Here is a 23,665-nt window from a genome sequence, read left to right as displayed (position 1 = left end):
TGTGCAAAAACTGGGTTTTTAAATTTAGTAAATATGATTTACAGCCAATCTCGATAAGCAGAGATTTCATTTACACTAATTTCTAATGGCTCACCTTTACCAAAAGGTGGATAAACTTTGATTTTGGCATTAGTTGTAAATCTCTCTAATCTATTACCTAATTGGGGAATATTGCTGACTATATGCCAGTAAGATACGATGTCAGGGCAATCAATTACTAACATCACTTTGGTGTTTTTATCAGTAAGATACCACTGACAATTATTGAGTAAAGCTTGAGTAATGCGATCGCAACTGTAATAAAAACATCTACCAATCGATTGCTCTAGCTCTAGATGCAGCATTCCATCCTCTTTTGTTACCTTTGTTGGAGGTAAATCATCGGGTGGAAGCAGGTTTAATTTAGACATAATTGCGTACCTCTTGGTTGTAGCGCTGCAAACTTTCGATGTTTTTTTGCATATCAAACGATGTCGGTTTGAGCGCTAATGTACCTAGATTCAATTCGTCATGAAATTTTTTGATTTTGTCTCGACAAGTGATAGGATCACCAATGATTGAATTTTCAATCAAATAGTCTTCGTCAAAACAAATGTTGCTACGGTCAAATGCCTTATGACCATTGGAACTATTCTGCATTACTACTGCCGAATTAGCTTTCATTTTTTGGCTAAATTGGCGGATAAAAGGCATAGCTTCGGTGATAGCATCTGCGTTGGTTTGTCCAACAAAAAAGAACCGCGCTAAGACAAAATTGTCTGCACCACTGGGATTAATATCTCGATATTGGCTCACTGTCTTTTTCAATCTCTCTAGCGCAAAGGGTGGCCCTCCCATTAAGCTAAAGGAATTTTTAGCGGCAAATTCTATGCTTGTCTCATCACCACTGGCTATGTATACAGGGATTTGTTGTTGCAGTGGTTTAGGATAAACTGTGAGGCGATCGCATTGATAATGTTGTCCGTGAAATGAAACTTCATTTTCATATAACAGCTTGTGAATTAATGCGATCGCCTCTAACATTCTGGCGCGAGATTCTCCCATTGAAATTGCAAAATGTTTATTTTGCTGAGGAAAAGGCCCACCTTTAGCCACTCCAAATAATAATCTGCCATTACACAAATTATCCAAGGTAGCAATATCTTCTGCTACCCGAATCGGGTTGTGAAATGGTAGTAAAACCGCCGCTGTGCCTAAGCGAATTGTTGAGGTGACACCCGCTAAATGTGCCATTAATAGCAGCATAGAAGAACTGATATTAATTTCACTAAAATGATGTTCACTCACCCAAGCTTCGGCAAAATTTAAGCTTTCGGCTTGTCTAACTAAAGCGACTTGCTCAAAAATAGCCCGGCGGGCATTTTGATGATGATTTTCGTAATTGCAGAAAAGTCCAATTTTCATTGTTTACTATTCTTAGGTTGCTACCATTTGCAACTCCAACCACAAGCGCGGATCGGTATCTTTTAGCGTCGATTTGGGATCACGAATTAAGCGTTTAGCGTTCATACAAACGACTTGGACTAATCCCATATTGTCTGCTATATCTCTGAGGATTTTTTGTTGTTCTCTAATATGGGGCAGCATTTCCTCAGAGCAGTAAATACCTATGTATTGCAAACGTCTAGGCGGTCTTCCCCAAAAACAGGTGATGACTTTCACATGGCACCCGTCTAATAGTTCCCCAACTTTTGGATAATACTCGCTGATGATTCTTTTGAATTCTTTAGCGATGATATCTTCAGTAATCATTTTAACTGATGTTTCTGTAGCGTTCATCACGCTATTTAATATAACATATATTTGTCAACCAAGTATGACATAAAGTGTGTTATACGTTGCTTTTTAGTGTTAAAAAATATATAAAAAATGATTTGTTAGACGTTAATAGAGACCAAAATCCCCGGCTTCTTTAAGAAGTCGGGGATCTGAAATTTCTCGATATTTTATAAATAATCAGATGTATTATCGAGATTTGCGTTCGGCGACTAATACTTCAGCAACCATTTCTGGTAAATCACCAAAGTCAGAAAATCCTTCTTTACCACTGATAGGAGAAGTAAAAGTATAACTTGGATCACATTCTCCTGTATCGTAAACTTGAATAAACCATCTATCAGGGAAGCCTTCTACACCCAACTCTACAATGTACCAACTCTCGCCAGTTAAACGAGATTTTATAATAGTAAACCACTCTCTGTATTCGTCACGAATATTCCAGTCTGCTAAAAGAAACTCTAACGCTATATGTCCAGCATCAGTAGCCGTCAGTAGCATGATTACTCCTTATTTGGCACTTCAGATTTTGCAGCTTCGGAATTTTTAAAGTCTGGATATAAACCTAATTGTTTAGCAAGCTCACGAGCTAAAAAAAACAAAAATTGAGCGCCGTCTTGATTGCCTTCGTGAGCAAACATTGTAGCAACTCTAGCCATTGCTTCTACAAAATTAGCATCAATTAATTCTGAATGTGCTTCTAAAATTTCTGGTTCTTGACCATTAGGACATTGCAATAATTTATCGATTAAATCAAAATATTGAGCTTGCCGTTCTTCTGTCATAATATTTGCTAATTTTGGAGTGTGAATTGATTATTGTTCAATACTTTGTTGCCAAAGTCTTTCTAACATTTCTACTTGTTCTTGGAATACGGCGGCACGATGTACTAAATACCTATCGTATACAAGAATTCCTAACCCAATACACACAGGGGTTAGCAATATAAACCATTGCAGAATAATGGCAAGTTTATATACAAAATCAGTAGTTGGCGGTTGGTTTACGATTTGGCGATCGCAATTATTAACACCAGCCGTCACCACAGGTTCTAAGGCTTGATTTACTTTGCTAATATTATTAACTTCACAAGTTAAATTCTGTGCCTTAACTAACTCTCCATGTTTTTCCCAAACTACTTTTAGGGCTACCATTGCTGGAGAAATTACGATTAATGTTACAAGGCAAACTGTGAGAACATTTAGAAGTTTGACTTTCATTTTTGCTCTCCTTGGCTAGGTAGAAGCTAGGGGGTATAGGCTAGAGTTTAGGGTCTAGATTAGAGAGTTTTACATAGTAAATTACAAAATTTAGTTATGGTGTATATCCTAAATAGCTTGAAGACTATGGGTTTTATGGATTCATAAATAAATTAGGCATATAATTTTATGTTTCTTAAATGACACTAGTAAGCAACTAGTGGATAATTACCTATTTTGCTAAAAATTATATTTTTATACTTGTCGAATTAACGCACTCTTACTAGAAAATGTGGGGTTAAGAAGTCCCCCCTAGTTCACTAGCAAGCTAGAGAATTTCGGGGGGTAGAGGGGAATCTCTGCGTAAATCCTATATGTTTTATATCAGTTGGCTTTCTCTATGGCTGTTTAACAGGTATGGATTAAGTTTATTAAATAGATTAAGGTTGTACTCAAAACCTCAAAACATTACTGCACAAGCTTTTAAAAAATTGCTTGGGGTAAAGGGACTAGCATTTTTGAGTAAAGGGACTAGTATTACTGGGGTGGGGTTCTGGAACTTTTGTACTCAGCCTTAAAGCTAGACAGGTTATCGTTAAAAACGATTTTTTTTAATAAATTTTGATGAATAAATTTTGTACTCAGGATAAAAACTTTATATTTGAAATAACTAAGTTTTTTCAAAAAGTCAATTAAATAAATACAGATAAATTAAGTTTTATTGATAAATAAAATTGCTGTGTTTAATTTACATTTTAGAGCTTTATATGGAGAAATTTAGATATTTGGCAAAACTGTTAAATAGACTGTTGATTTAAGGATGATTTTGTTAAAGAATACGAAATGAGTTTGTATATGTTTTTAGACAAACATCGGCTAATAAAGTTCCCCTAAATAAACTGATATTTAGTATTTGGCAATACTTAAATAGTTGAATGTTAAGTTAATGGTAATAGAAAATGCGAATTTAAGTGTAAATTAACCAAAATTATTTCTTGGGGTTACATATTTATGCTTTAGTGAAAGTAAATAGGTTTAGCGATCGCTAACCTCAGCAGTTAGCCAAAAATGATTGTTATAAGTAAATATGCTGCTTTAAAATTAAATGTTTTAGGAGTTAATTTATGCGAATTGCTAAAGATGTCACAGAACTTATCGGCACCACTCCCTTAGTTCAACTAAATAAAATTCCCCAAGCTGAAGGTGCAGTGGCGCGAATAGTTGCCAAACTCGAAGGTATGAATCCAGCAGCTTCGGTGAAAGACCGCATTGGCTTGAGTATGGTACTCTCAGCGGAAGCGGAGGGTTTCATCACACCGGGTAAAACAATTTTAGTTGAGCCAACCTCTGGAAATACCGGAATCGCTTTGGCAATGGTAGCAGCCGCCCGTGGTTATAGCCTAATTTTGACTATGCCAGAAACCATGAGCCAAGAACGTCGCTCAATGCTGCGTGCCTATGGTGCAAAATTAGAGTTGACACCAGGCCCAGAAGGAATGCGAGGTGCAATTCGCAAAGCTGAAGAAATTGTGGCGAATACACCTGACGCATATATGCTGCAACAATTCCGTAACCCAGCTAACCCCAAAATTCACCGCGAAACCACCGCCGAAGAAATTTGGTCAGATACAGACGGGGAAGTAGATATTGTGATTGCTGGCGTTGGTACTGGCGGAACGATTACCGGAATTGCCGAAGTATTGAAACAACGTAAGCCGAATTTGCAAGCGATCGCAGTTGAACCCAGCAATAGCCCTGTCCTCTCTGGTGGTGAAGCCGGCGCACATAAAATTCAAGGTATCGGTGCAGGATTTGTCCCCGATGTGTTGCGCTTGGAACTGGTTGATGAAGTCATCAGAGTCAGTGATGACCAAGCAATGATTTACGGACGGCGTTTAGCCAAAGAAGAAGGCTTATTATCAGGTATTTCTTCTGGTGCAGCTTTGTGTGCGGCGCTGCAAGTGGCAAAACGACCAGAAAATGCTGGTCGTTTAATTGTGATGATTCAGCCTTCCTTCGGTGAACGTTACCTCAGCACAGCAATGTTTCAAGATTTGAGCATTAGTTAACAAGTTAAAAGTTAAAAGGAAAAAGTAAAAAGTGAAGAGTAAACAATCAAAATAGAAAATAAACTCTTTTGCCTTTTGCCCTTTTACTTTTTACCTCTTTCCTTTTGCTTTTACCCTTTTACTTTTTACTTAATTTAATGTTTGCAATTACCATGACCGTGGCCATGTTCATGATGATGATTACCACCGTGGGCGCAACCTTGTAAATCCTTACTCATAAGGTCTTCACTCATAGCTTGGAAGGATTCATCTACAGGTTTTAAGCCAATCCAAGCGTCAAGCTTTTCAACTTCAAAACCAACTTCGCGGCGATCGCCTACTTGAATTAGCGGGCGGCGAATTAATAGCGGGTCGCGCAACATCAACACCAAGGCGGTTTCTGCGTCGATGTTTTCGGGTACAATTTCCCCAGATTTTACCTTGGGTGCAGCCCGATTAAACCATTCAGCTACAGGGCGATCACCAAAAAACGACCGTAAACCCTGAATTGTCCAAGGTTCGGTTAATAAGTTATATGCAATTACTTCATGACCAGCCGCAGTCAGCAACACTTTTTGCCGAGTGCCATTTTTACAGCCTGGTTTTTCATAAAAAATTACTCTTGCCATTGTACTTGCTCCTAATCCACTTTATGGTTTAGGACTTACGCAGATTCCCCTCTTATTTGGGCGGAGGAGCAGGGGTGCAGGGGGCGGGGGGGAAAATATCTTCCCTTTGCTTGCTGCTGCTTGTCTCCCCTGCCTTTCTTAAAACTTTCGTGCAGTTTGGGTAACTAAATCAAACTCAAATCGTTGTTTTGGATCAGTTTCCCCATAAATATTAAAAGTCACAGTTGGTTCATCACCGACTGCTTGCACGCTGTGAATTGCATTGGGTGTGAAGCTAACAATATCTCCTGGGGATAAAGTTATTTCTCCCGTCTGTTCAATTTGTTCTGATGATTTTGAGTCTTGATTGCGCCGCCAAAAGGTGTTTTTTTCTTGACCTTTTAACACAGCTACAACTCCCCAAGTTCCATGATTATGAATCGTTGAAGTTGTCCCTGGTGCAAAAGTTACTGTTTGGACGGTCAACGGAAAACCCAATTCATCATATAAGAGAACAACAGAAGTTCCTGTTTTAGAACATGGTTCTAAATGTTGACTTCTGACCCAGTAGGAATTAGCAATTAAGCGCCTCACCAACATCCTAATTTCTGGTAGACGGCTAGATTCATCCTCAACACCATTGAGAACATCTTCCACCTCAGTCAAAAAACGATAGAGGCGATAATTTTCTCGCAATAAATCCCATGCTCTGACAGCTTTACAGATCTGATACTGACCGTCTCCAGTAAGTAGCCAATCCCTACCTTGCATAACTTTTAAAATCTAAATAGAGAAGTTGAGGGCATGACAATTACTGGTGCTGCATACCAAGGAGAATTAGTTTCAGGAAGACTAATAGGGGATAAGGGAACAGTGTTGGGAAGGGGATTTTCTGGCAGGTTAAATGTAGAAAAGGTGCGAGAAAAAGAAAAATTGTTCATCATGGTTTGTAAATGTTGACCTTTGAGTGTTGGTAAATATTGGTCATTAGTCAATAGTCAAGAGTCAATTGTCAAATAACTCTTGACTATTGACTATTTAATCTTCTTCCTCGGCTGGACGTGTCAAAATATCCAAGAGGATACCAGCGCCGTAATCATTTTTGGGGTCAATTTCTTGAACCCTGATGCTGATTTCTTTAGCTTGTTCTATGTTTCCTAATTTAGCCAAAACCAAACCAGTAGCAGAGTAGACATTTAAGTACAACCTGATTTGACTTTCTTCCCTCCGATTTATAAGTATGGGTTTTAGCTGTTCCCAATTTTCAGGAAAATTTTCTGCTTTTTTAATTTTATCTAATAATTTGGTTGTTGTTTGCAAGGCGAGAACATAATTATTTTTGTAGTAAAAATATCTATAAGCTGAAACTAAAATGTCTGGGTTATCTCCAGCTTCAGTGATAGCTTGTTGCATATATTTCTCAGACTCAGAATTATTATGCCAAGTATCTGCGGCTAAGATTAGTAATTTTTTGACATTTTCTGGTACTTGAAACCAAGAAAATCTATTGGTATCGATTTGCATACATCTGAAGTATGAAGTGTAAAGTATGAAGAAAGCACAGAGTAACGCATCAAAATAAATGGTGCGTTACGGCAAAATAATTATTTCTTTTACATTGAATTACTTTGTGCCGTAACAAAACGGCAATAAAGCAGGAGGAACATCCACACTGCTTTTTGCCTCCCTTACTCAATCTTTAAAACTGATTGAGAATGTATAACAAAGAAAAAAGAACAATCCAAATGATGTCTACGAAGTGCCAGTAAATTTCTGCCATTTCGATGCCGGTGTGTTTGGTGGCAGAATAATGGCCAGGACGCTGCGATCGCTTCAATACTCCTAAAATTAATAACAGTCCCACAAAAACGTGCAAACCGTGGAAGCCTGTCATCAAATAAAAGCAGTTGGCGAAGACGTTGGCTGTCATGCCATATCCCAAGGTCATGTACTCATAAACTTGACCTAATAAGAAAATTGCGCCCATGATGGCGGTAATTTTGTACCACCGTTGCATTCCGGCAAGATCATTCTTTTTAATCGCTACATCACCAAAGTGAATAACGAAACTGCTAGATACTAGAATGATGGTATTGATTGTGGGTACGAGTAATTCTACTTCTGTTCCTTCTGGCGGCCAGACTGCTGTGGTTCCCCGAAAGAACAAGTAAGTAGCAAAGAATCCGCCGAACATCAGGGATTCGGAAATGAGGAAGGTTAATAATCCCGGAACTCGCAAATCTGGATGATGTTCTTCGGTGTGATGTTCGCTGGGTGTGGCGACTGTCATATTTTTACTGGCTGAATTTTTAACAAGGGTGAGATTTGACCTCTCCCCTAACCCCTCTCCTGCGAGGAGAGGGGAATCTTTCATGACTCCCCCTTCCCTCGTAGGGAAGGGGGTTGGGGGGTTAGGTTTTAACTAAGCACTCACTTCTGGTGTGCCTGTTGGTGCTATTTCTACGTTATGACCGTAGTCGTAGGGGCCGTGGGTGGCTACTGGTAAGACTTCCCAGTTCTCAATGATGGGGGGTGAACTGGTTGTCCATTCCAAGGTTAAAGCCCGCCAAGGATTATCGCCTGCGACTTCTCCTTTACTCCAACTCCACAGAATATTCAGGGCAAAGGGGATGACTGATAAGCCTAAGATGAATGCGCCAATGGTACAAACTTGATTCAAGCTAATGAATTGGGGGTCATACATTGCGACTCGTCGGGGCATACCTTGTAAGCCCAATTCGTGCATGGGTAAGAAGGTAAGGTTAGTGCCGATGAAGGTAAGGGCAAAGTGAACGCGTCCCCAGCCTTCGTTTAGCTTGTGTCCGGTCATTTTGGGGAACCAGTGATATATACCGGCGTAGATACCAAAGACAGAACCGCCAAATAAGACGTAGTGGAAGTGTCCAACTACATAGTAGGTATCATGGACGTGAACATCAAAAGGGGCTGTACCCATTGTTACGCCGCTTAAACCACCCATGACAAACATCGACAACAAGCCGATCGCAAATAACATGGCGCTGGTGAAGCGAATCTTACCACCCCAAAGGGTAGCAACCCAGGCAAATATTTTTACGCCAGTGGGAACAGCAACGATGAGGGTGGAAATGGTGAAGAAAATCCGCATCCAGCCGGGTGTACCACTGGTAAACATGTGGTGTACCCAGACAAATAAACCGACAACGCAGATTGCCACGCTGGAATATGCGATCGCTTTATATCCGAAAATGGGCTTACGGGCATGAACGGGGATGACTTCGGACATAATGCCGAAGATGGGCAGAATCATCAGATATACTGCCGGGTGCGAATAGAACCAGAATAAGTGTTGGTAAATAACAACGTTACCGCCTGCATCTGGTTTAAAGAATGATGTGCCGAAGTTGATGTCAAATAATAGCAGCACCAAACCCGCAGCTAACACAGGTGTAGAGAGAAGTGCTAGTACGGAGGTGGCTAAAATTGCCCAGCAAAATAAGGGTAGTTGATCCCATTTCAAGCTAGGGATTTTCATCATCAAGATGGTGACGACAAAGTTGAGGGAACCCAAAATAGAAGAAGTTCCCACTAAAACAATCGCCAAAATCCATAAAGATTGGGCAATTGGCGCTGTCACTAAACTTAGAGGTGGGTAAGCTGTCCAACCAGATTGGGAACCACCGAAGAAGAAACTGGCTAACAGTAATAATCCTGCGGGTGGGTTTAACCAAAAGGCGACTGCATTCAGCTTGGGGAATGCCATATCCCTCGCACCAACCATCAACGGAATTAGGTAGTTACCAAATCCCCCAATGGCACTGGGAACAATCCATAAGAAAATCATGATTGTTCCGTGGTTGGTCATGAAGGCGTTATACAGATTGGGATCTAGTACATCTGCATCTGGCGTGGCGAGTTCGACGCGGATAGCAACAGCCATCAATCCACCGATGAGGTAGAACAAAAACGCTGTGACTAAATATTGAATCCCGATGACCTTATGGTCTACGTTGAAGGTGAAGTAGTCATACCATTTCCACGCCTGGGGATGTGAGGCGTGACTAGCTACCGTTTTGGGGGATGAGTTCTTCTCTGGTGGCGTGTTGGGGGGAAATTCTACTTGTGTCATAAATTAGTTTTTGGTCATTTGTCATTGGTCATTTGTCATTGGTCATTGGTCATTTGTCGTTGGTCATTTGTGAGTTACTAATTGCTATTGACCATTGACTGTTGACTATTGACTATTGACCTTTGACTATTGACTGGATACTTGCTGCACTTACACCCATATTGTGGATGTGGGGTGCAAGAAATTCAGCAGGGGATAAGTCGGCGGGATTAACTGCAACAGCTTGCTGTAAATCTTGTGTTTGAGCGAGTTTGCTTTCGGTCAACCAGCGATCGTATTCTTCTGGTGTGTGGACAATGACTTGCGATCGCATGGAACCATGATAACCACCGCATAGTTCCGCGCACACCACAGGATATGTCCCGGTTTTGGTGGCGGTGAATCGCAATTCAGTGGGGATACCCGGTAACGCGTCTTGCTTCAAGCGGAATTGAGGAACCCAAAAAGAATGAATTACATCCTGTGCAGACAAATTCAACTGCACATCAGCACCAATAGGAACGTGCAATTCACCAGTGGTAACGCCACTGTTGGGATAGTCGAATATCCAAGCAAACTGTATCCCTTTGACGTTCACTACCAAGTCAGCGGGTTTGCTGTCGCTGTTTTTCGCACCAATCCCAATGCTGGGGGCTGAGGTTGCTTCGGCTGGCGTATCATTGAGGGTAGCCGCCATCGCAGTTCCCGAAGCGTGAGCAACATGAGCCACAGAATGAGGATGATTTCCTGGCTCAAAACCTCCCATCTGGTTAAAAACATCTACGCTATAGATGCCTAAACCAATGACAATCACTGATGGGATGGCTGTCCAAAAAATTTCTAAGGGAACATTCCCTTCTACAGGTATACCATCAGTATCATCACCGCGACGACGACGATACTTGACTAAAAAAACGAGAATTGTTCCTTCTACGACCAGAAACAATGCGATCGCAATGGTAAACATGATATTGAAAAATCCGTCTACCAAAGGTGCTTGTAGTGATGCTTGTTCTGGTAATAGCGTGTGATTGTGACCAATCCAAACACTAGCCGCTGTAACTACTATGCCAGCAACTAGCGTCCATAGTGAAACAGGAATTTGTTGCATAAAAGATCCTGTAAGTATGAAGTGTGTAGACACCCTTTGGTGGCTTGCCGTAGGCTAGTATGAAGTATGAAATGTTATCCTTGAGGCTTCATCTTTTATACTTCAGTGGCATCAACAACCCCATTATCTAAAACCGCACAAAAGCTCATCATCAAAATTTTCTAGTCTTTGATTTTTGACTTTTGAGTTCTACTTATTAACTTTGTATCTTAGATCCTATAAAATTTGGGGGAATTTTCCAGATCTCTTCAGATCCTTCCCCCAAAAATTTAAAAATATTTCTCACGACTACAACAAGAGTACCTTCTAGTTCTACAAAAATTAGTTATTTTTAGAGGGTACTGTTAGTTCTCATATTGAACAGTAAAATTAGCAGCAAGTATGATTTAGTTAATAATTAACAATTTTGAATTTACGCATTTGTTTACTATGAACTTTTTACTCAGTTCTAGTAAAGTATTAATTCCCCTCTAGTTACCTTGCTTTGTACCCCCTAATCAAAACAACAACTCTTTACAGTCGCCAAATATTTAGTTGTTTAATGCTGCGTGGGTGTAGCAGTTTTTAGGACAAATTCGGGCGCAAGCTTCACAACCAATGCAGTTATCTGGGTTAGCAACTACCATTACTTTGCGCTCGATTTCATCATCTTCTTCATCTTCGACAAATTCGCCTTCTTCATTGAGTGCTTTTAAATCCAGCACGCTATACCCACACACTTTAATACATCTGCCACAGCCGATACATTTATCTTTGTCAATTTCCTGGGCAAATTTGGGTGTCCAGGTTTTACCTCCAAATGTCAATCCTGTTAGTGCTGCCATGAATAAACCTTCGGCGATTCTGCCTATCTAAATTGTTTGTACTTAATTTCATACTAACTTAATCTAATTGTTTTGTTTTGTTGTCAAACGATTAATTTTTCTTTCATTAAAGTTTGATGACTTTTATCCTACTTTTTAATTTTAATTTGATTAATAAATGAGATTTTATAGCAATAAAATTTTGATATTTGTAAAAAACAATATCCCCTATTTCTTGAAAAAGTGTGGGTTTAAGCCAGACATATTAAGCTAAATAAATTACTAAAAATGCTATTAGCACATCTATTAATAATGAAATTATTTTGCAGGTTTCAATAGACAGTAATTGACTATACAAAATATATGTTATTCAGTTACATAAATATATTTTTGATTTGTATTATCAAAGTATTGTTAATTAGTAATAAAAATGCTCGAAATATGAGAGTATAAGGGAATTAGAGCATCTCAAGTAAAAATGTAACTTTTATAGCAGCAGTTAGCTTAATATTAAATATTAAAATTATTAATAAACTCTATTCTTATAAATCATTCTGTGTATAAATATTCTGCAAGAAACCTTGGGTTAAGTTTTTCCGGTAAACATCAAAGATAAAGAATTAAAAAACATGAAAGCTTAAGAAAATTTCCTAGGCTCATGATGAACAAAATCATCTAAATATTTATGAAATTTATAGTTAATGACGAACTAATATTCGGCTCGGCTTAAAAGCCTGACATAGCCTCCAATTGGATGCGAAGTCTGAATATGGATGTGGGCAATGATGACGCAAGAAAATCTACTTCTTGCTAGGTAATTAATGTGGTTGTGAGTAATGAATAAACAGGACACATCCAGGGGGAGACTTGAGCCAAACATCTCAACGATTAGGTGGGAAGAAGTTTTATGCCGTATACAATTCCTAACAACAGTTGCGTTGGATGTGATAACTGCCGTCCCCAATGTCCTACGGGTGCGATTCAGTTAGAAGACGATGAATATTGGATTGATCCTTGTCTGTGTAACAATTGTGAGGGCTTTTATCCTGAACCTCAGTGTGTAATTGCTTGCCCCACAAATTCTCCCATACCCTGGCAAGCGAAAAAGGGTAGATGCAAAGTCGAACCGCGAGACGCTACCAGTCAGGACTTATTTTCTAATGGGAAGAATAACCCTTTTGCTTCGGCGATCGCAATTTGGGAAGCGTGTAATTTATTGGCTCAACGCACCTCCTTAAATTGGGAACAAGACGCAGAAGGATATCTATGTTACAGCCGACAAGTCAGCCAAGGCAAAGGTGCGATCGCCTTTCACATCCAAGATCCTTTTAATGTCAGTGATTTAATCACTAACCTAGAAGCACTGGAGACAATGGATATCCGCGCGGCTTGTCTCCATCTGATATTTGCTGCCTACGCAACAACCTTAGAACAACCTTGGGAGCAAGAATTTTCGCTAGATGAACGGCAAATAGAGAAATACTTGGGGCTAGAAAAACGTAAAGACCTAAGTAAAACCGCCAAACTCACCTTAATGAAAAATCTTGTCCAACAAGCTTGTTCCCTGCTGATTTCCATCGACTGGCCACAACAAGGCCGCGTCAAAGGATTTTCAGTTACCAAATCTCGCTTGTGGCACTTAGTCCATATTCAACACCACTTCCAAGAAGACGACATAGGCTGTAAATACCTAGTCGGGCTAACCTTCAAAATTAAAGCCGGAGTCTGGGCGCAGTATTTCTTAAACAAACAAGCCTGTAAAGAGCGCACCGCCTTTTATCAATATGGTAGTTTGCCAAAAACCTTGTTAACTACCGTCATGAGTATTTGGCAGCAACACGAAGGTGCAGTTAGACTCATGCTGTGGTTACTCTTTAAAACTAAGATGGGTAGAGAACAACGCATCACAGTTCCTACCTTGTTACGCATCGCATACGGCGAGGAAAAAGTTACTTTAGCCTCCAGACAGCGAGAAGAACGCAAACGACTACTGCGGACATTTGAAAGTGATTTAGAAGTGCTGAATCATTTGGGAATCAAACCCATGTTTGATCCAGTAACTTACCCGCCAGAAATTCAACCATTATGGGCGAAGTTAATGGGCATTCCCGAAGATCCAGACGAAGCCTTAGAATTTTGGATTAACGATGGTGGTGGCGAAACTCGCTTGACAGATTCCGGCCCTCGCGGAAAATGGAACCTGCTGATGAATGCGCGGATTTTGTCATTTGAACTCCCACCAGAATGGGAACAGCAAATCTCTGATTCTGAAAAAAAGCAACGACGCACTATCAAAAACAGAAAACGAGTCAGAATTACAGGCGATTTAATTGGCGAACAGATTTTAGAAGCCCGCAAAAATTTAAATCTTTCCCAAAGAGAGTTAGCCAAACTCACCGGAAAAAGCCAAAGCTGGATTCGAGATGTCGAAAATGGCCGCCTCAAAGCCAAAATAGAAGACCAAGCACTGTTACGCAAAGTGCTGAATCTCGCTTAACGCAGAGATATATAAATAAACACAGGTGACAATGTGCATCTGTGTTTTTATGTTTGGTGTTGCGGCCAAGGATGAATTGCCTCACGCAAAGGCGCAAAGACGCAAAGAAAAGCTCGCAAATTAACACTAACACTTTAAAAGGTATGTTACTAATTTCTTCCTTTGTGTCCTTTGCGTTCTTTGCGGTTCGTTCAAAATTCAGTCAGCCTAACGGTGAAATAGCTCTTACCCTCTTCTCCGTGAAATAAAATTTATACTGATATAGACAAACTCTCTACCTTTTCCGTCAACCACTTATACCAACTATCTAAACCCTCACCCGTCATTGCCGACACTTGAAACACCTGAATATGCGGGTTCACTTGTTTAGCATATTCAATACAACATTCCACATCAAACTGCACGTAAGGCAATAAATCAACTTTGGTGAGAATCATCATCTCACTAGCGCGGAACATATGGGGATATTTTATCGGCTTATCTTCTCCCTCGGTGACAGACAAAATCACAACTTTGAGGTGTTCTCCCAAATCAAATAAAGCCGGACAAACCAAATTACCTACATTCTCAATCATCACCACAGAATTTAGTGGTGGGTTGAGTTGTTGTAAACCTCTTTCTATCATCGACGCATCTAAATGACAGCCTGTACCTGTGTTAATTTGCACAACTTTACAGCCTGTTTCCTTAATTTTTTGAGCATCGTTAGTTGTTTCTTGGTCGCCTTCAATTACACTAATTGGTAATTGCTGCTTTAAATCATTAATAGTACGAGTTAATAATGTTGTTTTTCCCGCACCAGGAGAACTCATTAAATTTAAGGCGAGAATATTTCGACCCTTAAACCATCCCCGATTTTGGGCTGCTAATAAGTTATTTTTTGCTAAGATATCTTGTTCTAAAGATATAGTTGTGCCGTGAATTTTGGCATGAATTTGTGGTGCTTCATCGTGATGATGGGAATGGGTAATCACAGTCCCATCTGGTAAAGTGTGGGTATGATGTTCGTGGTGGTGATTAACTTCACCTGTTTGGAGATTTGTAATTTTACCCTCAGCATCATCAGAACAACCGCAAGTTACACACATATTTCCTCTATTTCTATTTCTTTAATTTTGAGTTCTTCACCATTTATTAAATCAAGTTGCACACTACCACAAGTGCAAACTCCAAAAGGTTTTTCCAGAGCAATTTCCGCACCGCATTGGCGGCATTTTGCTAATCCTGGAATTTCGATAATCTCTAATATAGAATTTTCTAAAAGTGTGCCTTTAGAGCAAATATCAAAACAAAATTTGATAGCTTCAGGCATAATGGCTGAAAGTTTACCGATTTCTAACACTACTTTTTGCACTTTCATGCCTTTGGCGTGTTCGGTGACTATGGCTACTATATTTTGGGTTATTCCTAGTTCGTGCATGGTTTTTGTTTCGCGCAAAGACGCAAAGAGCGCAAAGATAAGAATATTGATTAACAAATTCTTGGTAGTTGTTCGCCGACTAGCATATCTACAATTCGTTCAGCACCAAAGGCAGTTTTGAGGAATACAACGCCTGGGGGTGAGGCGATGACTTCGCCAACTATACAAGCATCTTTGCCCGCCGGATGAGTTTTCATTGCTGATAAAACTTTGTCGGCGTTCTCCCGTTTTACTACTACAACTAATTTACCTTCGTTAGCTAGGTACAATGGGTCTAAACCTAAAATTTCGCATACTCCTTTGACTTCTTCTCTAATAGGAAGAGTATCTTCATGAAGGCGAATACCAACATTAGATGTCAGGGCAAATTCATTTAATACTGTAGCTAAACCGCCGCGTGTGGCATCCCGCATTGCATGAATTTCAGGGCAAGCATTGAGGATGGTTTCTACTAAACTATGTAAGGGTTGGCAATCACTTGTAATATCAGTTTCTAAGGCTAATTCACCACGGGCGATTAAAATTGCTGTGCCATGATTGCCTAATTCGCCGTTAATAATAATGGCATCTCCTGGTTGAATATTATGTGCTGAAATATTTACGCCTGTGGGAATTACACCAATACCAGCAGTGTTAATAAATAATTTATCAGCAGCACCACGATGAACTACTTTGGTGTCGCCTGTGACAATTTGCACGCCTGCATTTTTAGCTGTGGCTTGCATACTTGCTACTACGCGGCGTAAGGTTTCTACAGGTAATCCTTCTTCTAAAATTACGCTACAGGTGAGATATAAAGGTTTTGCACCACTAACTGCTAAATCATTAATTGTGCCATTAATTGCTAATTCCCCAATATCGCTACCAGGGAAAAATAAAGGGTCTACAACATAAGAATCTGTGGTAAATGCTAGTCTATCTCCCTGATGTAAAAGATTAGCTAAATTAAAACTGGCTTGGTCTTCTAATTGAGAAAGTATAGGATTATCAAAGCTACGAACAAAGACATCATCAATTAAATCACGCATGGCTTTACCGCCGCTACCATGTGCGAGAGTTATGTGAGTATCTCGAATTTTAGGTTGGCGACGACGGACTTGTTCAATTTTATGAAACAGAGAATTTTGTAATTGGTTTGATGATGATGAATCCATATTAAATTGATTAAAATAATTTATGATATAGATGTAATGATCCTGATTAATTTTGTAGGAGGTGCGTTAGCCATAGCGTAACGCACCCTACAATTTTTAACTAGTTTTATCTGCCTGTTTCGTCATGTCTACCGCGATGGCGATCGCAGTGTAAAATACCATTAACAGACCAATTTTCACGCTCGAATTCATCAATGTGAATGGTTATCCATTCTGGTTTAGTATCTAAAGATGTGACTAGGGCGTTAGTAATAGCTTCGACTAGATGCCGTTTTTTTTCGATGGAGTGACCACGGGCAATTTTAACTGTAACGAAAGGCATGATTTTCTACTCCAATCCTAAAATTGTTGTCTTGTAGCGTTCGGATTGCTTACTTTAATCTTAGGTTATGAAGTTAGGGTTGCTGTTTGTTTTTCAGATAACTTTTTCTGATTAAAATTAGAAAAGCGTCCGTATTTGTAATAAGCTGCACAAGCACCTTCCGAAGAAACCATGCAAGTACCTATCGGTGTTTCTGGTGTGCAAGCTGTACCAAATACTTTACATTCCCAAGGTTTTAAAACTCCTTTAAGGATTTCGCCACATTTACAAGCTTTATGATCTGCTACTTTTTGATTAGGTATGGTAAATTTTACTTCCGCATCAAATTGGCTATATTCAGTCCGAATTTTTAAGCCGGAATAAGGTAGTTCACCTAAACCACGCCATTCAAAAGTTTCGCGCACAGCAAAAACTTTATTCATGGCTTTAATTGCTATTTGATTCCCAGCTTTTTCGACAAGTCTGTTATATTGGTTTTCGACTTCACAACGATTTTCTACTAACTGTTTTAATAGCATCCAAACTGACTGGAGAATATCTAATGGTTCAAAGCCAGAAACGACAATTGGCTTATGATATTGTTGGGCAATAAATTGATATGGGTCAGTACCTATGACCATACTGACATGACCCGGCCCAACAAATCCATCTAGTTGTAAGTCAGGGTTATCTAATAAGGCTTTGAGGGCGGGAATAACTAATACATGATTACAAAACATACTAAAGTTACGTATGTTTTCTGCGTCTGCTTGGAGAATGGTAAAAGCAGTGCTGGGGACTGTAGTTTCAAAGCCGAGGGCGAAGAAGACTACTTCTTTATCGGGGTTATTTTTAGCGATTTCTAAGCTATCTAAGGGCGAGTACACCATGCGGATATCTGCGCCTTTGGCTTTGGCTTGCAGCAGGCTGTCTTTAGAACCCGGAACGCGCATAGTGTCGCCAAAGGTTGCCAAAATAACGTTAGGATATTGGGAGATAGCGATCGCATCATCTAACCTCCCTTTTGGCATCACACATACTGGACAACCAGGCCCGTGTATCAGTTCAATATTATTCGGCAATATTTCTTCAATACCATATTTAAAAATAGAGTGAGTATGTCCGCCGCATACTTCCATAATTTTGATATGTTTATCTAGCTGCTGGCTAATTTTTTCAATTTCTCTGCGTAAAGCTTCAGCCTTCTCCGGTTTCCGAAATTCATCAACGTATTTCATAAAATCTAAAGGATAGTTCTCAATAAAAACTCTGTGTAACTCAGCGTTTACCTTTGCACCCCTCTGCGTTAAAACTCTCTAACTCATCGCCGCAATTTCTTCTAATAACTTTAAAGTCTCCGCCGCTTCTTCCTCATTAATTCTATTCATCGCAAAACCAACGTGAACTAATACCCAATCTCCTAAACAAGCTTCGGGGGGATGTTGTTCATCAACGATGCAAGCAATGTTAACTTGACGCTTCACACCAGCAACGTTAACAATGGCTAATTTTTTTTGACTATCGCTGATTTCAACAATTTGTCCGGGAATTCCTAAGCACATTTTTATTTTCCTTTATAAGAACGAACCGCCAAGGCGCAAAGGACGCAGAGAAGAAGAGATTAAGAATTTGTAATTAATTTTGCGGCTGTAATGATGGCTTGCCCTAACGATACACCACCGTCGTTAGCAGGAACTAAGCTGTGAGTTAGTACGTTAATGTTTAATTCTTGTAACTGTTGAGTAACCAACTGAAATAATATAGTATTTTGAAATACTCCTCCTGTGAGAACTACTTGAGAAATTTGATATTCTTGACACAGAAGCTTAACCATATTGACTCCAGCATTAGCTAAACTCTTGTGAAATTTAGCAGCTATAACTGATTGAGGAATGTGTTGCTGCAAATCACTGAGTAAAGCTGTCCACATTGGTGCGTAGTCTATACAATAAATATTATCGGAAAAGCTTAAATTAAAAGGATAAATTAGGGTTTCTTCATTATTATTTAAGATGTTAACATCTACTAGGTTTTCTAAGGCGATCGCAGCTTGTCCTTCATAACTACATTCTGCTGTACAAATACCAATAGCGGCTGCTACAGCATCAAATAATCGCCCTACTGATGAAGCTGGCGGCGAGTTAATGCCTTTTTCTATAGCCTGATTTAGTAAGGTTATAGGCTTTTGCGCTAGAAATTTTAATATTGCCAAATCAGTATATTGTTGTTGGCATTTATCCCAAAGATTAGCTGATATCAAGTGGGCGTAGGTGTTACGCCAAGGTTGATAAATTGCTTGTTCACCACCAATCATTGCAACTGGTTTAAATGTCGCTAATCGCTGAAATTTACGGTAATCAGCTAAGAGAAATTCTCCGCCCCAAAGTTTGCTATCTTCGCCGTAGCCCAAACCATCAAAGGCAATACCTAACACAGGTGATGTATTTAAAGGAATGCCATTTTCTGCCATGCAAGCAGCGATGTGGGCGTGATGATGTTGAATTTGATGCAGAGGAATGTGATTTGCAGATGCGAGTTCTTTACCAAGTTTGCTAGATAGATATTCTGGGTGTTTATCAATTGCGATCGCTTCTGGTTTATGCTCAAATAAGTTCAAATATAAATTCAGTGTATCTTGATAGGCATTAAACGCCGCCGCATTTTCTAAATCACCTAAATGTTGCGATAAAATTGCCTCGCCATCACGCAACAAGCAAAAGGTATTTTTTAACTCACTACCCATTGCTAAAATTGACGGTACTTTATCAAATCCTGCTGGTAAATTAATTGGTGTAGGTGCGTATCCTCTAGCACGGCGAAGTATTTGTAATTTATCATCAACAACCCGCACTACCGAATCATCGACACGGTTGATAATATCTCGATTATGTAAAATAAAATAATCAGCAATCTTCCCTAGCTTTTCTCGCGCCTCATCATTATCAATACACTGCGGTTCATCTGAAATATTTCCACTTGTTAACACAATTGGTCGATTCATCCGCCGCAAAATTAAATGATGCAAAGGCGTATAAGGTAACATGAATCCGAGAGTATTTTGCCCAGGTGCAACAGATTCTGCTATACAATATCCCTTATAATTTCTACCAAAACCCTCTAGAACTCTTCTTCCTTCGCGCCCTCTGCGTCCTTTGCGGTTCGTTTCTTCTTTCTTCCGCAACAAAACAACTGGCGCAGCAGCACTAACTAATAACTCCTTCTCTTTCCCACTGACTATACAATATTCCTCAATTACAGCTAAATCCCTCGCCATCAAAGCAAAAGGCTTATCATAACGACGCTTACGCTGACGTAGCTTCTGCACAGCCGCTTCATTTGTCGCATCACAAGCTAAATGAAATCCACCTATCCCCTTAATTGCTACAATCTCACCCTTTTGCAACAATGTACAAACTGCATCCACATCATCCATCATCGAAAACATAGAAGCAGTAACAGGTTTAGCATCAGCACGTTCTAACCAAGCAGAGGGGCCGCAAGTATGGCAAGCTGTAGGTTGGGCGTGAAATCTGCGATTTTCGACATCATGGTATTCCTCTGCACATTCGGGACACATAACAAACGCAGACATACTGGTATTACATCTGTCATAAGGAATGGCGCGAATAATACTCAGACGGGAGCCGCAATGAGTACAGTTAGTAAAAGGGTAACGGTAAAACCGACTAAAGGGGTCAAAGACTTCTTTTTGACATTGGGGACAAGTAGCCGCATCAGGAGTGATTTCAGTTTTGATTTTGTTGCTGACACTCTGGGAAATCACAAAATCATTAAAGTGATACTCTTCTGTACAAGAGGTTCTGATTAATTCCTGAATTCTGGCTAACGGTGGACATTCTTGTTGTAACCTAGCAACAAATTCTGCTATTGCTACCTCACTTCCAGAGGCGCGAATTAACACACCTTCTCCGTCGTTACAAACATCCCCTCGCAAGCCGCAAGCTTTAGCCAGCCGATAAACAGTTGGACGAAACCCTACCCCTTGAACAGTACCCTTAACTCTGATTTCTTCACTCGCCATAGTTAAACCGCCATAGCAAAATTCGGTTATTTCCAGAGTCAGCAATTACCGCCGTATTTCCGCAAATTTTCACCCCATAAGGCCAATTCAAACTATCTCGCGTCGGAAGTCCATAATTGCGGTTTTCGCTTTTGCTTTCATAGCTGTTTTGTCCAATGATTGCAGAAGCGATCGCACCTTGCAATGATAATATAGATTCTGGCTGCTTCCATCCTAGCAACCGCGAATTAGCTGTATCCGCCACTAGCAACCATTCTTCAGTTGTTGCCACCCCATAAGGCATACTTAAACTACTTGCACTCGGCAAATAAATTCCTTGATTCATCTCCACAAAATCAAAGCTTTTTTGCCCTAATACCACCGTACAAGGGGCATTATTTTCTGTTGGTATACCCTGCCAAATCATTACCCGATGATTACCAGCATCAGCAACAACTAAATTATTATTCCAAATAGCAATATCGTGACACCAACGCATACTCGCTGCCGTTGCCGAAGCACCGCCATTTTCATTACGAGAAATCATATCTGGTTGTCCCAGAACTATATCAGCAGGCTGCCCATTTTCTCTGGGAAACTCCCGCCAAATTAACAGCCTTCTATTACCTGTATCGGCAACAAATAGCTTTCCTTGATAATAAAAAACACCATAAGGCCAGTGCATTGTATTTGCATCTGCTTGCTGACTACCTCGATTTGGTTCATTGTCAACAAAATTAGCTTGTCCTAACACTAAATCTGCCGGAACATTGCTATCTTCTGGTAAATTTTTCCAAATCAAAATTCGATGATTCCAAGCATCAGCTACAGCTAACCCTGTTCCACAGACACAAATTCCCGTCGGGACGCTAACCGTTGTCCTTCCTGGCGTACCTTTGGCATTTTGTCCTTCGTAATAAAAGTCTGGTTGTCCAATTACCCAGTCAGCAGGTTGATTATCTTCTGTGGGTAAATTGCGCCATCCTAATAAACGATGATGTCCTGTATCTGACACCCACAATGGCCCGGTTTCTGATATTAAACAAGCACTACGGGGGCCAAACATTGTTATCGGACTAGGTGCTATGGGTATAGCTAATTGTTGCGGTTCAAGAGTAGTACCTAAAATCACCTCAGCACCATTGGGTGATAAAGGTAAATTAGATAAACTTGCTACAGAATTACTACTGTGAGAAATAGACATCAACCGCAGATGAACGTTAATGTTTATTTAAAATCATCGGCGGACATCGGCGTGTATCGACGGTTGCATTTTCCCAAACAATTAGCCTATTTTTGATTCCCCGTATATTGAATACGATAAATCCGGTTATTAGCTTCTTCTGTTACTAGTAAACTACCATCAGGTAATACTAATAAACCAACAGGTCGCCCCCAAGTAGTTGGGGTATTGGGATTTAATAAAAATCCTGTGAGAAAATCTTCGTAATTGCCTTGTGGTCGTCCTTTGGTATCAAAAGGGACAAACACAACTTTATAACCAGTGCCGCGATCGCGGTTCCAAGAACCCCGAAACGCCACAAAAGCACCATTTTTGTATTTTGCCGGAAAACTCTTACCATCGTAAAATTGCACACCCAGCGCTGCCGAATGAGCTTGAAACAACACATCCGGTGTAAGCGTTTGGGCTGCTAAATCTGGGCGTTTACTTTTACCATTCGCCATTTGCCGAGGATCAAGTTTATTTGGCGTGAGGTAAGCATAAGGCCAGCCATAAAATTCTCCCTGCTGAATGCGAGTGAAATAATCAGGAACCAAATCATCCCCAATACCATCGCGTTCATTCACAGTGGTGTACAACTCCTGCGTTACCGGATGAAAATCCAAACCCACCGGATTTCGCAAACCGTAGGCGAAAGTCTGCTGTTGGGAACCATCCAAATTCATCACCTGTACTGAAGCCCTTGGTAATGCTTCTTCATCAGCATTAGAACGAGAACCCACCGAAACATACAACTTTTTGCCATCTGGTGCAGCTACTACATTTCTTGTCCAATGTTGGTTATAACCACCACCAGGAAGATCCGCAATTTTTTCCCCAGTCCCCGATAATTGCTTTTGACCTTTGCTGTAGGGAAACCGTAAAACTGCATCAGTATTACCCAAAAAGAAATAATTCCCCGTGAACGCCATCCCAAAGGGAATATTTAAGCCGTTGTCTGCATTAGCAAAGGTTTGACTCACATCAGCCACACCATCGCCATTACTGTCCCGGAATAGGCGAATGCGGTTTTCTCTGGTTTCTGTCACCAGTACATCACCACTAGGAGTTAACGCCAGCCAGCGCGGTGCTTTCAGACCTTCAGCAAAGATATTGACCCGAAATCCTGGCGGTACTCGTAATACCGGATTTTGCGGAATTGATACTACTTCTGGGCGCTTCGATGCACTTTCGGTAGCGAAAGGTGCTGGTAATTTTTGTAAGTTGATGCGAATAGGTTGGGGCGAAAGTGGTTCAGTAGGGATAATATTTTGAGACTGTGTAGAATTCTCTACTAATAAGGGCGCAGGTGTAGAGTCTTGAGTTATGGCATTATCTGAAAAGTCACGAATTTGGTTACAACCTGCTGTTATCAATAACAAAGCCAACCACAAGAAATGCCCAGAGAATTTCATAGC

25 protein-coding genes are annotated in these 23,665 nt (G+C 40.2%); 2 read left to right on the top strand and 23 right to left on the bottom strand.

The window, feature by feature from the left end:
* Positions 1 to 38 precede the first annotated feature (38 nt).
* The 6 genes from AC504W_RS05520 to AC504W_RS05495 form a co-directional block, all read right to left on the bottom strand.
* Positions 39 to 410, bottom strand: a complete 372-nt coding sequence (locus AC504W_RS05520; protein ID WP_103125075.1) for a hypothetical protein — start codon at positions 408 to 410, stop codon at positions 39 to 41.
* Positions 403 to 1,404 carry an LLM class flavin-dependent oxidoreductase gene (locus tag AC504W_RS05515; RefSeq protein ID WP_096583208.1) on the bottom strand — a complete coding sequence of 334 codons (1,002 nt, stop codon included), beginning with the start codon at positions 1,402 to 1,404 and terminating at the stop codon, positions 403 to 405. Before AC504W_RS05515 ends, AC504W_RS05520 begins: the two co-directional genes overlap by 8 nt.
* 12 nt (positions 1,405 to 1,416) lie before the next feature.
* Positions 1,417 to 1,779: a hypothetical protein gene (locus AC504W_RS05510; protein ID WP_245894895.1), complete on the bottom strand. Its 363-nt coding sequence runs from the start codon at positions 1,777 to 1,779 to the stop codon at positions 1,417 to 1,419.
* A gap of 186 nt (positions 1,780 to 1,965) precedes the next feature.
* Entirely contained in the window at positions 1,966 to 2,277 is a 312-nt protein-coding gene (locus AC504W_RS05505; protein WP_494876688.1) for a hypothetical protein, read from the bottom strand.
* Positions 2,278 to 2,279: 2 nt separating this feature from the next.
* Entirely contained in the window at positions 2,280 to 2,561 is a 282-nt protein-coding gene (locus AC504W_RS05500; protein WP_096583212.1) for a hypothetical protein, read from the bottom strand.
* A gap of 30 nt (positions 2,562 to 2,591) precedes the next feature.
* Positions 2,592 to 2,996, bottom strand: a complete 405-nt coding sequence (locus tag AC504W_RS05495; RefSeq protein WP_494876686.1) for a hypothetical protein — start codon at positions 2,994 to 2,996, stop codon at positions 2,592 to 2,594.
* Positions 2,997 to 4,099: 1,103 nt separating this feature from the next.
* On the opposite strand from AC504W_RS05495, the gene cysK reads away from it, so the two are divergent.
* Positions 4,100 to 5,044 (top strand): cysteine synthase A, encoded by a 945-nt coding sequence (gene cysK / locus AC504W_RS05490; RefSeq protein WP_494876685.1) that lies wholly within the window; start codon positions 4,100 to 4,102, stop codon positions 5,042 to 5,044.
* Between the two features lie 134 nt (positions 5,045 to 5,178).
* Here cysK and AC504W_RS05485 read toward each other — a convergent pair whose 3' ends face one another.
* The 8 genes from AC504W_RS05485 to fdxB form a co-directional block, all read right to left on the bottom strand.
* Complete coding sequence (locus AC504W_RS05485; RefSeq protein ID WP_494876684.1) at positions 5,179 to 5,652, bottom strand: ArsC/Spx/MgsR family protein; 474 nt, start codon at positions 5,650 to 5,652, stop codon at positions 5,179 to 5,181.
* Between the two features lie 138 nt (positions 5,653 to 5,790).
* The gene (locus AC504W_RS05480; RefSeq protein WP_494876682.1) at positions 5,791 to 6,402 is read right to left on the bottom strand and encodes a cysteine dioxygenase family protein; all 612 of its coding nucleotides are present in this window, start codon (positions 6,400 to 6,402) and stop codon (positions 5,791 to 5,793) included.
* Positions 6,403 to 6,407: 5 nt separating this feature from the next.
* Positions 6,408 to 6,626 (bottom strand): hypothetical protein, encoded by a 219-nt coding sequence (locus AC504W_RS05475; protein WP_494876681.1) that lies wholly within the window; start codon positions 6,624 to 6,626, stop codon positions 6,408 to 6,410.
* 43 nt (positions 6,627 to 6,669) lie between these two features.
* The gene (locus AC504W_RS05470; RefSeq protein WP_494876680.1) at positions 6,670 to 7,155 is read right to left on the bottom strand and encodes a hypothetical protein; all 486 of its coding nucleotides are present in this window, start codon (positions 7,153 to 7,155) and stop codon (positions 6,670 to 6,672) included.
* A gap of 175 nt (positions 7,156 to 7,330) precedes the next feature.
* The gene (locus AC504W_RS05465) at positions 7,331 to 7,921 is read right to left on the bottom strand and encodes a cytochrome c oxidase subunit 3 (RefSeq protein WP_096583224.1); all 591 of its coding nucleotides are present in this window, start codon (positions 7,919 to 7,921) and stop codon (positions 7,331 to 7,333) included.
* Positions 7,922 to 8,053: 132 nt separating this feature from the next.
* Complete coding sequence (ctaD, locus tag AC504W_RS05460; protein ID WP_494876679.1) at positions 8,054 to 9,739, bottom strand: cytochrome c oxidase subunit I; 1,686 nt, start codon at positions 9,737 to 9,739, stop codon at positions 8,054 to 8,056.
* Positions 9,740 to 9,851: 112 nt separating this feature from the next.
* Positions 9,852 to 10,829: a cytochrome c oxidase subunit II gene (locus AC504W_RS05455; RefSeq protein WP_096583228.1), complete on the bottom strand. Its 978-nt coding sequence runs from the start codon at positions 10,827 to 10,829 to the stop codon at positions 9,852 to 9,854.
* Positions 10,830 to 11,359: 530 nt separating this feature from the next.
* On the bottom strand, positions 11,360 to 11,653 hold the full coding sequence (gene fdxB / locus AC504W_RS05450) for a ferredoxin III, nif-specific (protein WP_096583230.1): 294 nt from the start codon (positions 11,651 to 11,653) through the stop codon (positions 11,360 to 11,362).
* An 886-nt stretch (positions 11,654 to 12,539) separates the two neighbouring features.
* Here fdxB and AC504W_RS05445 point away from each other — a divergent pair.
* Entirely contained in the window at positions 12,540 to 14,129 is a 1,590-nt protein-coding gene (locus tag AC504W_RS05445; protein ID WP_494876677.1) for a helix-turn-helix domain-containing protein, read from the top strand.
* A gap of 251 nt (positions 14,130 to 14,380) precedes the next feature.
* Here the strand turns inward: AC504W_RS05445 and hypB are convergent, their stop codons facing one another.
* The 9 genes from hypB to AC504W_RS05400 all read right to left on the bottom strand — a co-directional run bounded on the left by hypB (position 14,381) and on the right by AC504W_RS05400 (position 23,662).
* Positions 14,381 to 15,217, bottom strand: coding sequence for a hydrogenase nickel incorporation protein HypB (hypB, locus tag AC504W_RS05440; protein ID WP_494876676.1), 837 nt, complete (start codon positions 15,215 to 15,217; stop codon positions 14,381 to 14,383).
* Positions 15,208 to 15,549, bottom strand: a complete 342-nt coding sequence (gene hypA / locus AC504W_RS05435) for a hydrogenase maturation nickel metallochaperone HypA (RefSeq protein WP_494876675.1) — start codon at positions 15,547 to 15,549, stop codon at positions 15,208 to 15,210. The genes hypB and hypA overlap by 10 nt, the downstream gene beginning before the upstream one ends.
* A gap of 50 nt (positions 15,550 to 15,599) precedes the next feature.
* Positions 15,600 to 16,703 carry a hydrogenase expression/formation protein HypE gene (gene hypE, locus AC504W_RS05430; RefSeq protein WP_494876674.1) on the bottom strand — a complete coding sequence of 368 codons (1,104 nt, stop codon included), beginning with the start codon at positions 16,701 to 16,703 and terminating at the stop codon, positions 15,600 to 15,602.
* A gap of 106 nt (positions 16,704 to 16,809) precedes the next feature.
* The gene (locus AC504W_RS05425; protein WP_494876673.1) at positions 16,810 to 17,025 is read right to left on the bottom strand and encodes a tautomerase family protein; all 216 of its coding nucleotides are present in this window, start codon (positions 17,023 to 17,025) and stop codon (positions 16,810 to 16,812) included.
* Between the two features lie 65 nt (positions 17,026 to 17,090).
* Positions 17,091 to 18,242: a hydrogenase formation protein HypD gene (gene hypD, locus AC504W_RS05420; RefSeq protein ID WP_494876671.1), complete on the bottom strand. Its 1,152-nt coding sequence runs from the start codon at positions 18,240 to 18,242 to the stop codon at positions 17,091 to 17,093.
* A gap of 78 nt (positions 18,243 to 18,320) precedes the next feature.
* Positions 18,321 to 18,566: a HypC/HybG/HupF family hydrogenase formation chaperone gene (locus AC504W_RS05415; protein ID WP_096583246.1), complete on the bottom strand. Its 246-nt coding sequence runs from the start codon at positions 18,564 to 18,566 to the stop codon at positions 18,321 to 18,323.
* A gap of 59 nt (positions 18,567 to 18,625) precedes the next feature.
* The gene (gene hypF / locus AC504W_RS05410; RefSeq protein WP_494876669.1) at positions 18,626 to 21,046 is read right to left on the bottom strand and encodes a carbamoyltransferase HypF; all 2,421 of its coding nucleotides are present in this window, start codon (positions 21,044 to 21,046) and stop codon (positions 18,626 to 18,628) included.
* Positions 21,036 to 22,229, bottom strand: a complete 1,194-nt coding sequence (locus tag AC504W_RS05405; RefSeq protein ID WP_494876667.1) for an NHL repeat-containing protein — start codon at positions 22,227 to 22,229, stop codon at positions 21,036 to 21,038. Before AC504W_RS05405 ends, hypF begins: the two co-directional genes overlap by 11 nt.
* Positions 22,230 to 22,315: 86 nt before the next feature.
* Positions 22,316 to 23,662 carry a PQQ-dependent sugar dehydrogenase gene (locus tag AC504W_RS05400; protein ID WP_494876665.1) on the bottom strand — a complete coding sequence of 449 codons (1,347 nt, stop codon included), beginning with the start codon at positions 23,660 to 23,662 and terminating at the stop codon, positions 22,316 to 22,318.
* Between the last annotated feature and the right edge of the window lie 3 nt (positions 23,663 to 23,665).

It is taken from the genome of Nostoc sp. C96 (genome assembly GCF_059384975.1).
Note: the sequence above shows the minus strand (reverse complement) of the source record. Positions and strands in the feature narration are given on the sequence as shown.

Bases quoted from the DNA above. Each gene is read 5' to 3' on its own strand.
- hypA (WP_494876675.1), bottom strand. From the start codon at position 15,549: ATGCACGAACTAGGAATAACCCAAAATATAGTAGCCATAGTCACCGAA.
- hypB (WP_494876676.1), bottom strand. From the start codon at position 15,217: ATGTGTGTAACTTGCGGTTGTTCTGATGATGCTGAGGGTAAAATTACA.
- AC504W_RS05470 (WP_494876680.1), bottom strand. From the start codon at position 7,155: ATGCAAATCGATACCAATAGATTTTCTTGGTTTCAAGTACCAGAAAAT.
- ctaD (WP_494876679.1), bottom strand. From the start codon at position 9,739: ATGACACAAGTAGAATTTCCCCCCAACACGCCACCAGAGAAGAACTCA.
- AC504W_RS05400 (WP_494876665.1), bottom strand. From the start codon at position 23,662: ATGAAATTCTCTGGGCATTTCTTGTGGTTGGCTTTGTTATTGATAACA.
- fdxB (WP_096583230.1), bottom strand. From the start codon at position 11,653: ATGGCAGCACTAACAGGATTGACATTTGGAGGTAAAACCTGGACACCC.
- AC504W_RS05515 (WP_096583208.1), bottom strand. From the start codon at position 1,404: ATGAAAATTGGACTTTTCTGCAATTACGAAAATCATCATCAAAATGCC.
- AC504W_RS05480 (WP_494876682.1), bottom strand. From the start codon at position 6,402: ATGCAAGGTAGGGATTGGCTACTTACTGGAGACGGTCAGTATCAGATC.
- AC504W_RS05510 (WP_245894895.1), bottom strand. From the start codon at position 1,779: ATGAACGCTACAGAAACATCAGTTAAAATGATTACTGAAGATATCATC.
- cysK (WP_494876685.1), top strand. From the start codon at position 4,100: ATGCGAATTGCTAAAGATGTCACAGAACTTATCGGCACCACTCCCTTA.
- AC504W_RS05445 (WP_494876677.1), top strand. From the start codon at position 12,540: ATGCCGTATACAATTCCTAACAACAGTTGCGTTGGATGTGATAACTGC.
- AC504W_RS05405 (WP_494876667.1), bottom strand. From the start codon at position 22,229: ATGTCTATTTCTCACAGTAGTAATTCTGTAGCAAGTTTATCTAATTTA.
- AC504W_RS05500 (WP_096583212.1), bottom strand. From the start codon at position 2,561: ATGACAGAAGAACGGCAAGCTCAATATTTTGATTTAATCGATAAATTA.
- AC504W_RS05495 (WP_494876686.1), bottom strand. From the start codon at position 2,996: ATGAAAGTCAAACTTCTAAATGTTCTCACAGTTTGCCTTGTAACATTA.
- AC504W_RS05505 (WP_494876688.1), bottom strand. From the start codon at position 2,277: ATGCTACTGACGGCTACTGATGCTGGACATATAGCGTTAGAGTTTCTT.
- hypD (WP_494876671.1), bottom strand. From the start codon at position 18,242: ATGAAATACGTTGATGAATTTCGGAAACCGGAGAAGGCTGAAGCTTTA.
- AC504W_RS05455 (WP_096583228.1), bottom strand. From the start codon at position 10,829: ATGCAACAAATTCCTGTTTCACTATGGACGCTAGTTGCTGGCATAGTA.
- AC504W_RS05465 (WP_096583224.1), bottom strand. From the start codon at position 7,921: ATGACAGTCGCCACACCCAGCGAACATCACACCGAAGAACATCATCCA.
- AC504W_RS05425 (WP_494876673.1), bottom strand. From the start codon at position 17,025: ATGCCTTTCGTTACAGTTAAAATTGCCCGTGGTCACTCCATCGAAAAA.
- hypF (WP_494876669.1), bottom strand. From the start codon at position 21,046: ATGGCGAGTGAAGAAATCAGAGTTAAGGGTACTGTTCAAGGGGTAGGG.
- AC504W_RS05485 (WP_494876684.1), bottom strand. From the start codon at position 5,652: ATGGCAAGAGTAATTTTTTATGAAAAACCAGGCTGTAAAAATGGCACT.
- AC504W_RS05415 (WP_096583246.1), bottom strand. From the start codon at position 18,566: ATGTGCTTAGGAATTCCCGGACAAATTGTTGAAATCAGCGATAGTCAA.
- hypE (WP_494876674.1), bottom strand. From the start codon at position 16,703: ATGGATTCATCATCATCAAACCAATTACAAAATTCTCTGTTTCATAAA.
- AC504W_RS05520 (WP_103125075.1), bottom strand. From the start codon at position 410: ATGTCTAAATTAAACCTGCTTCCACCCGATGATTTACCTCCAACAAAG.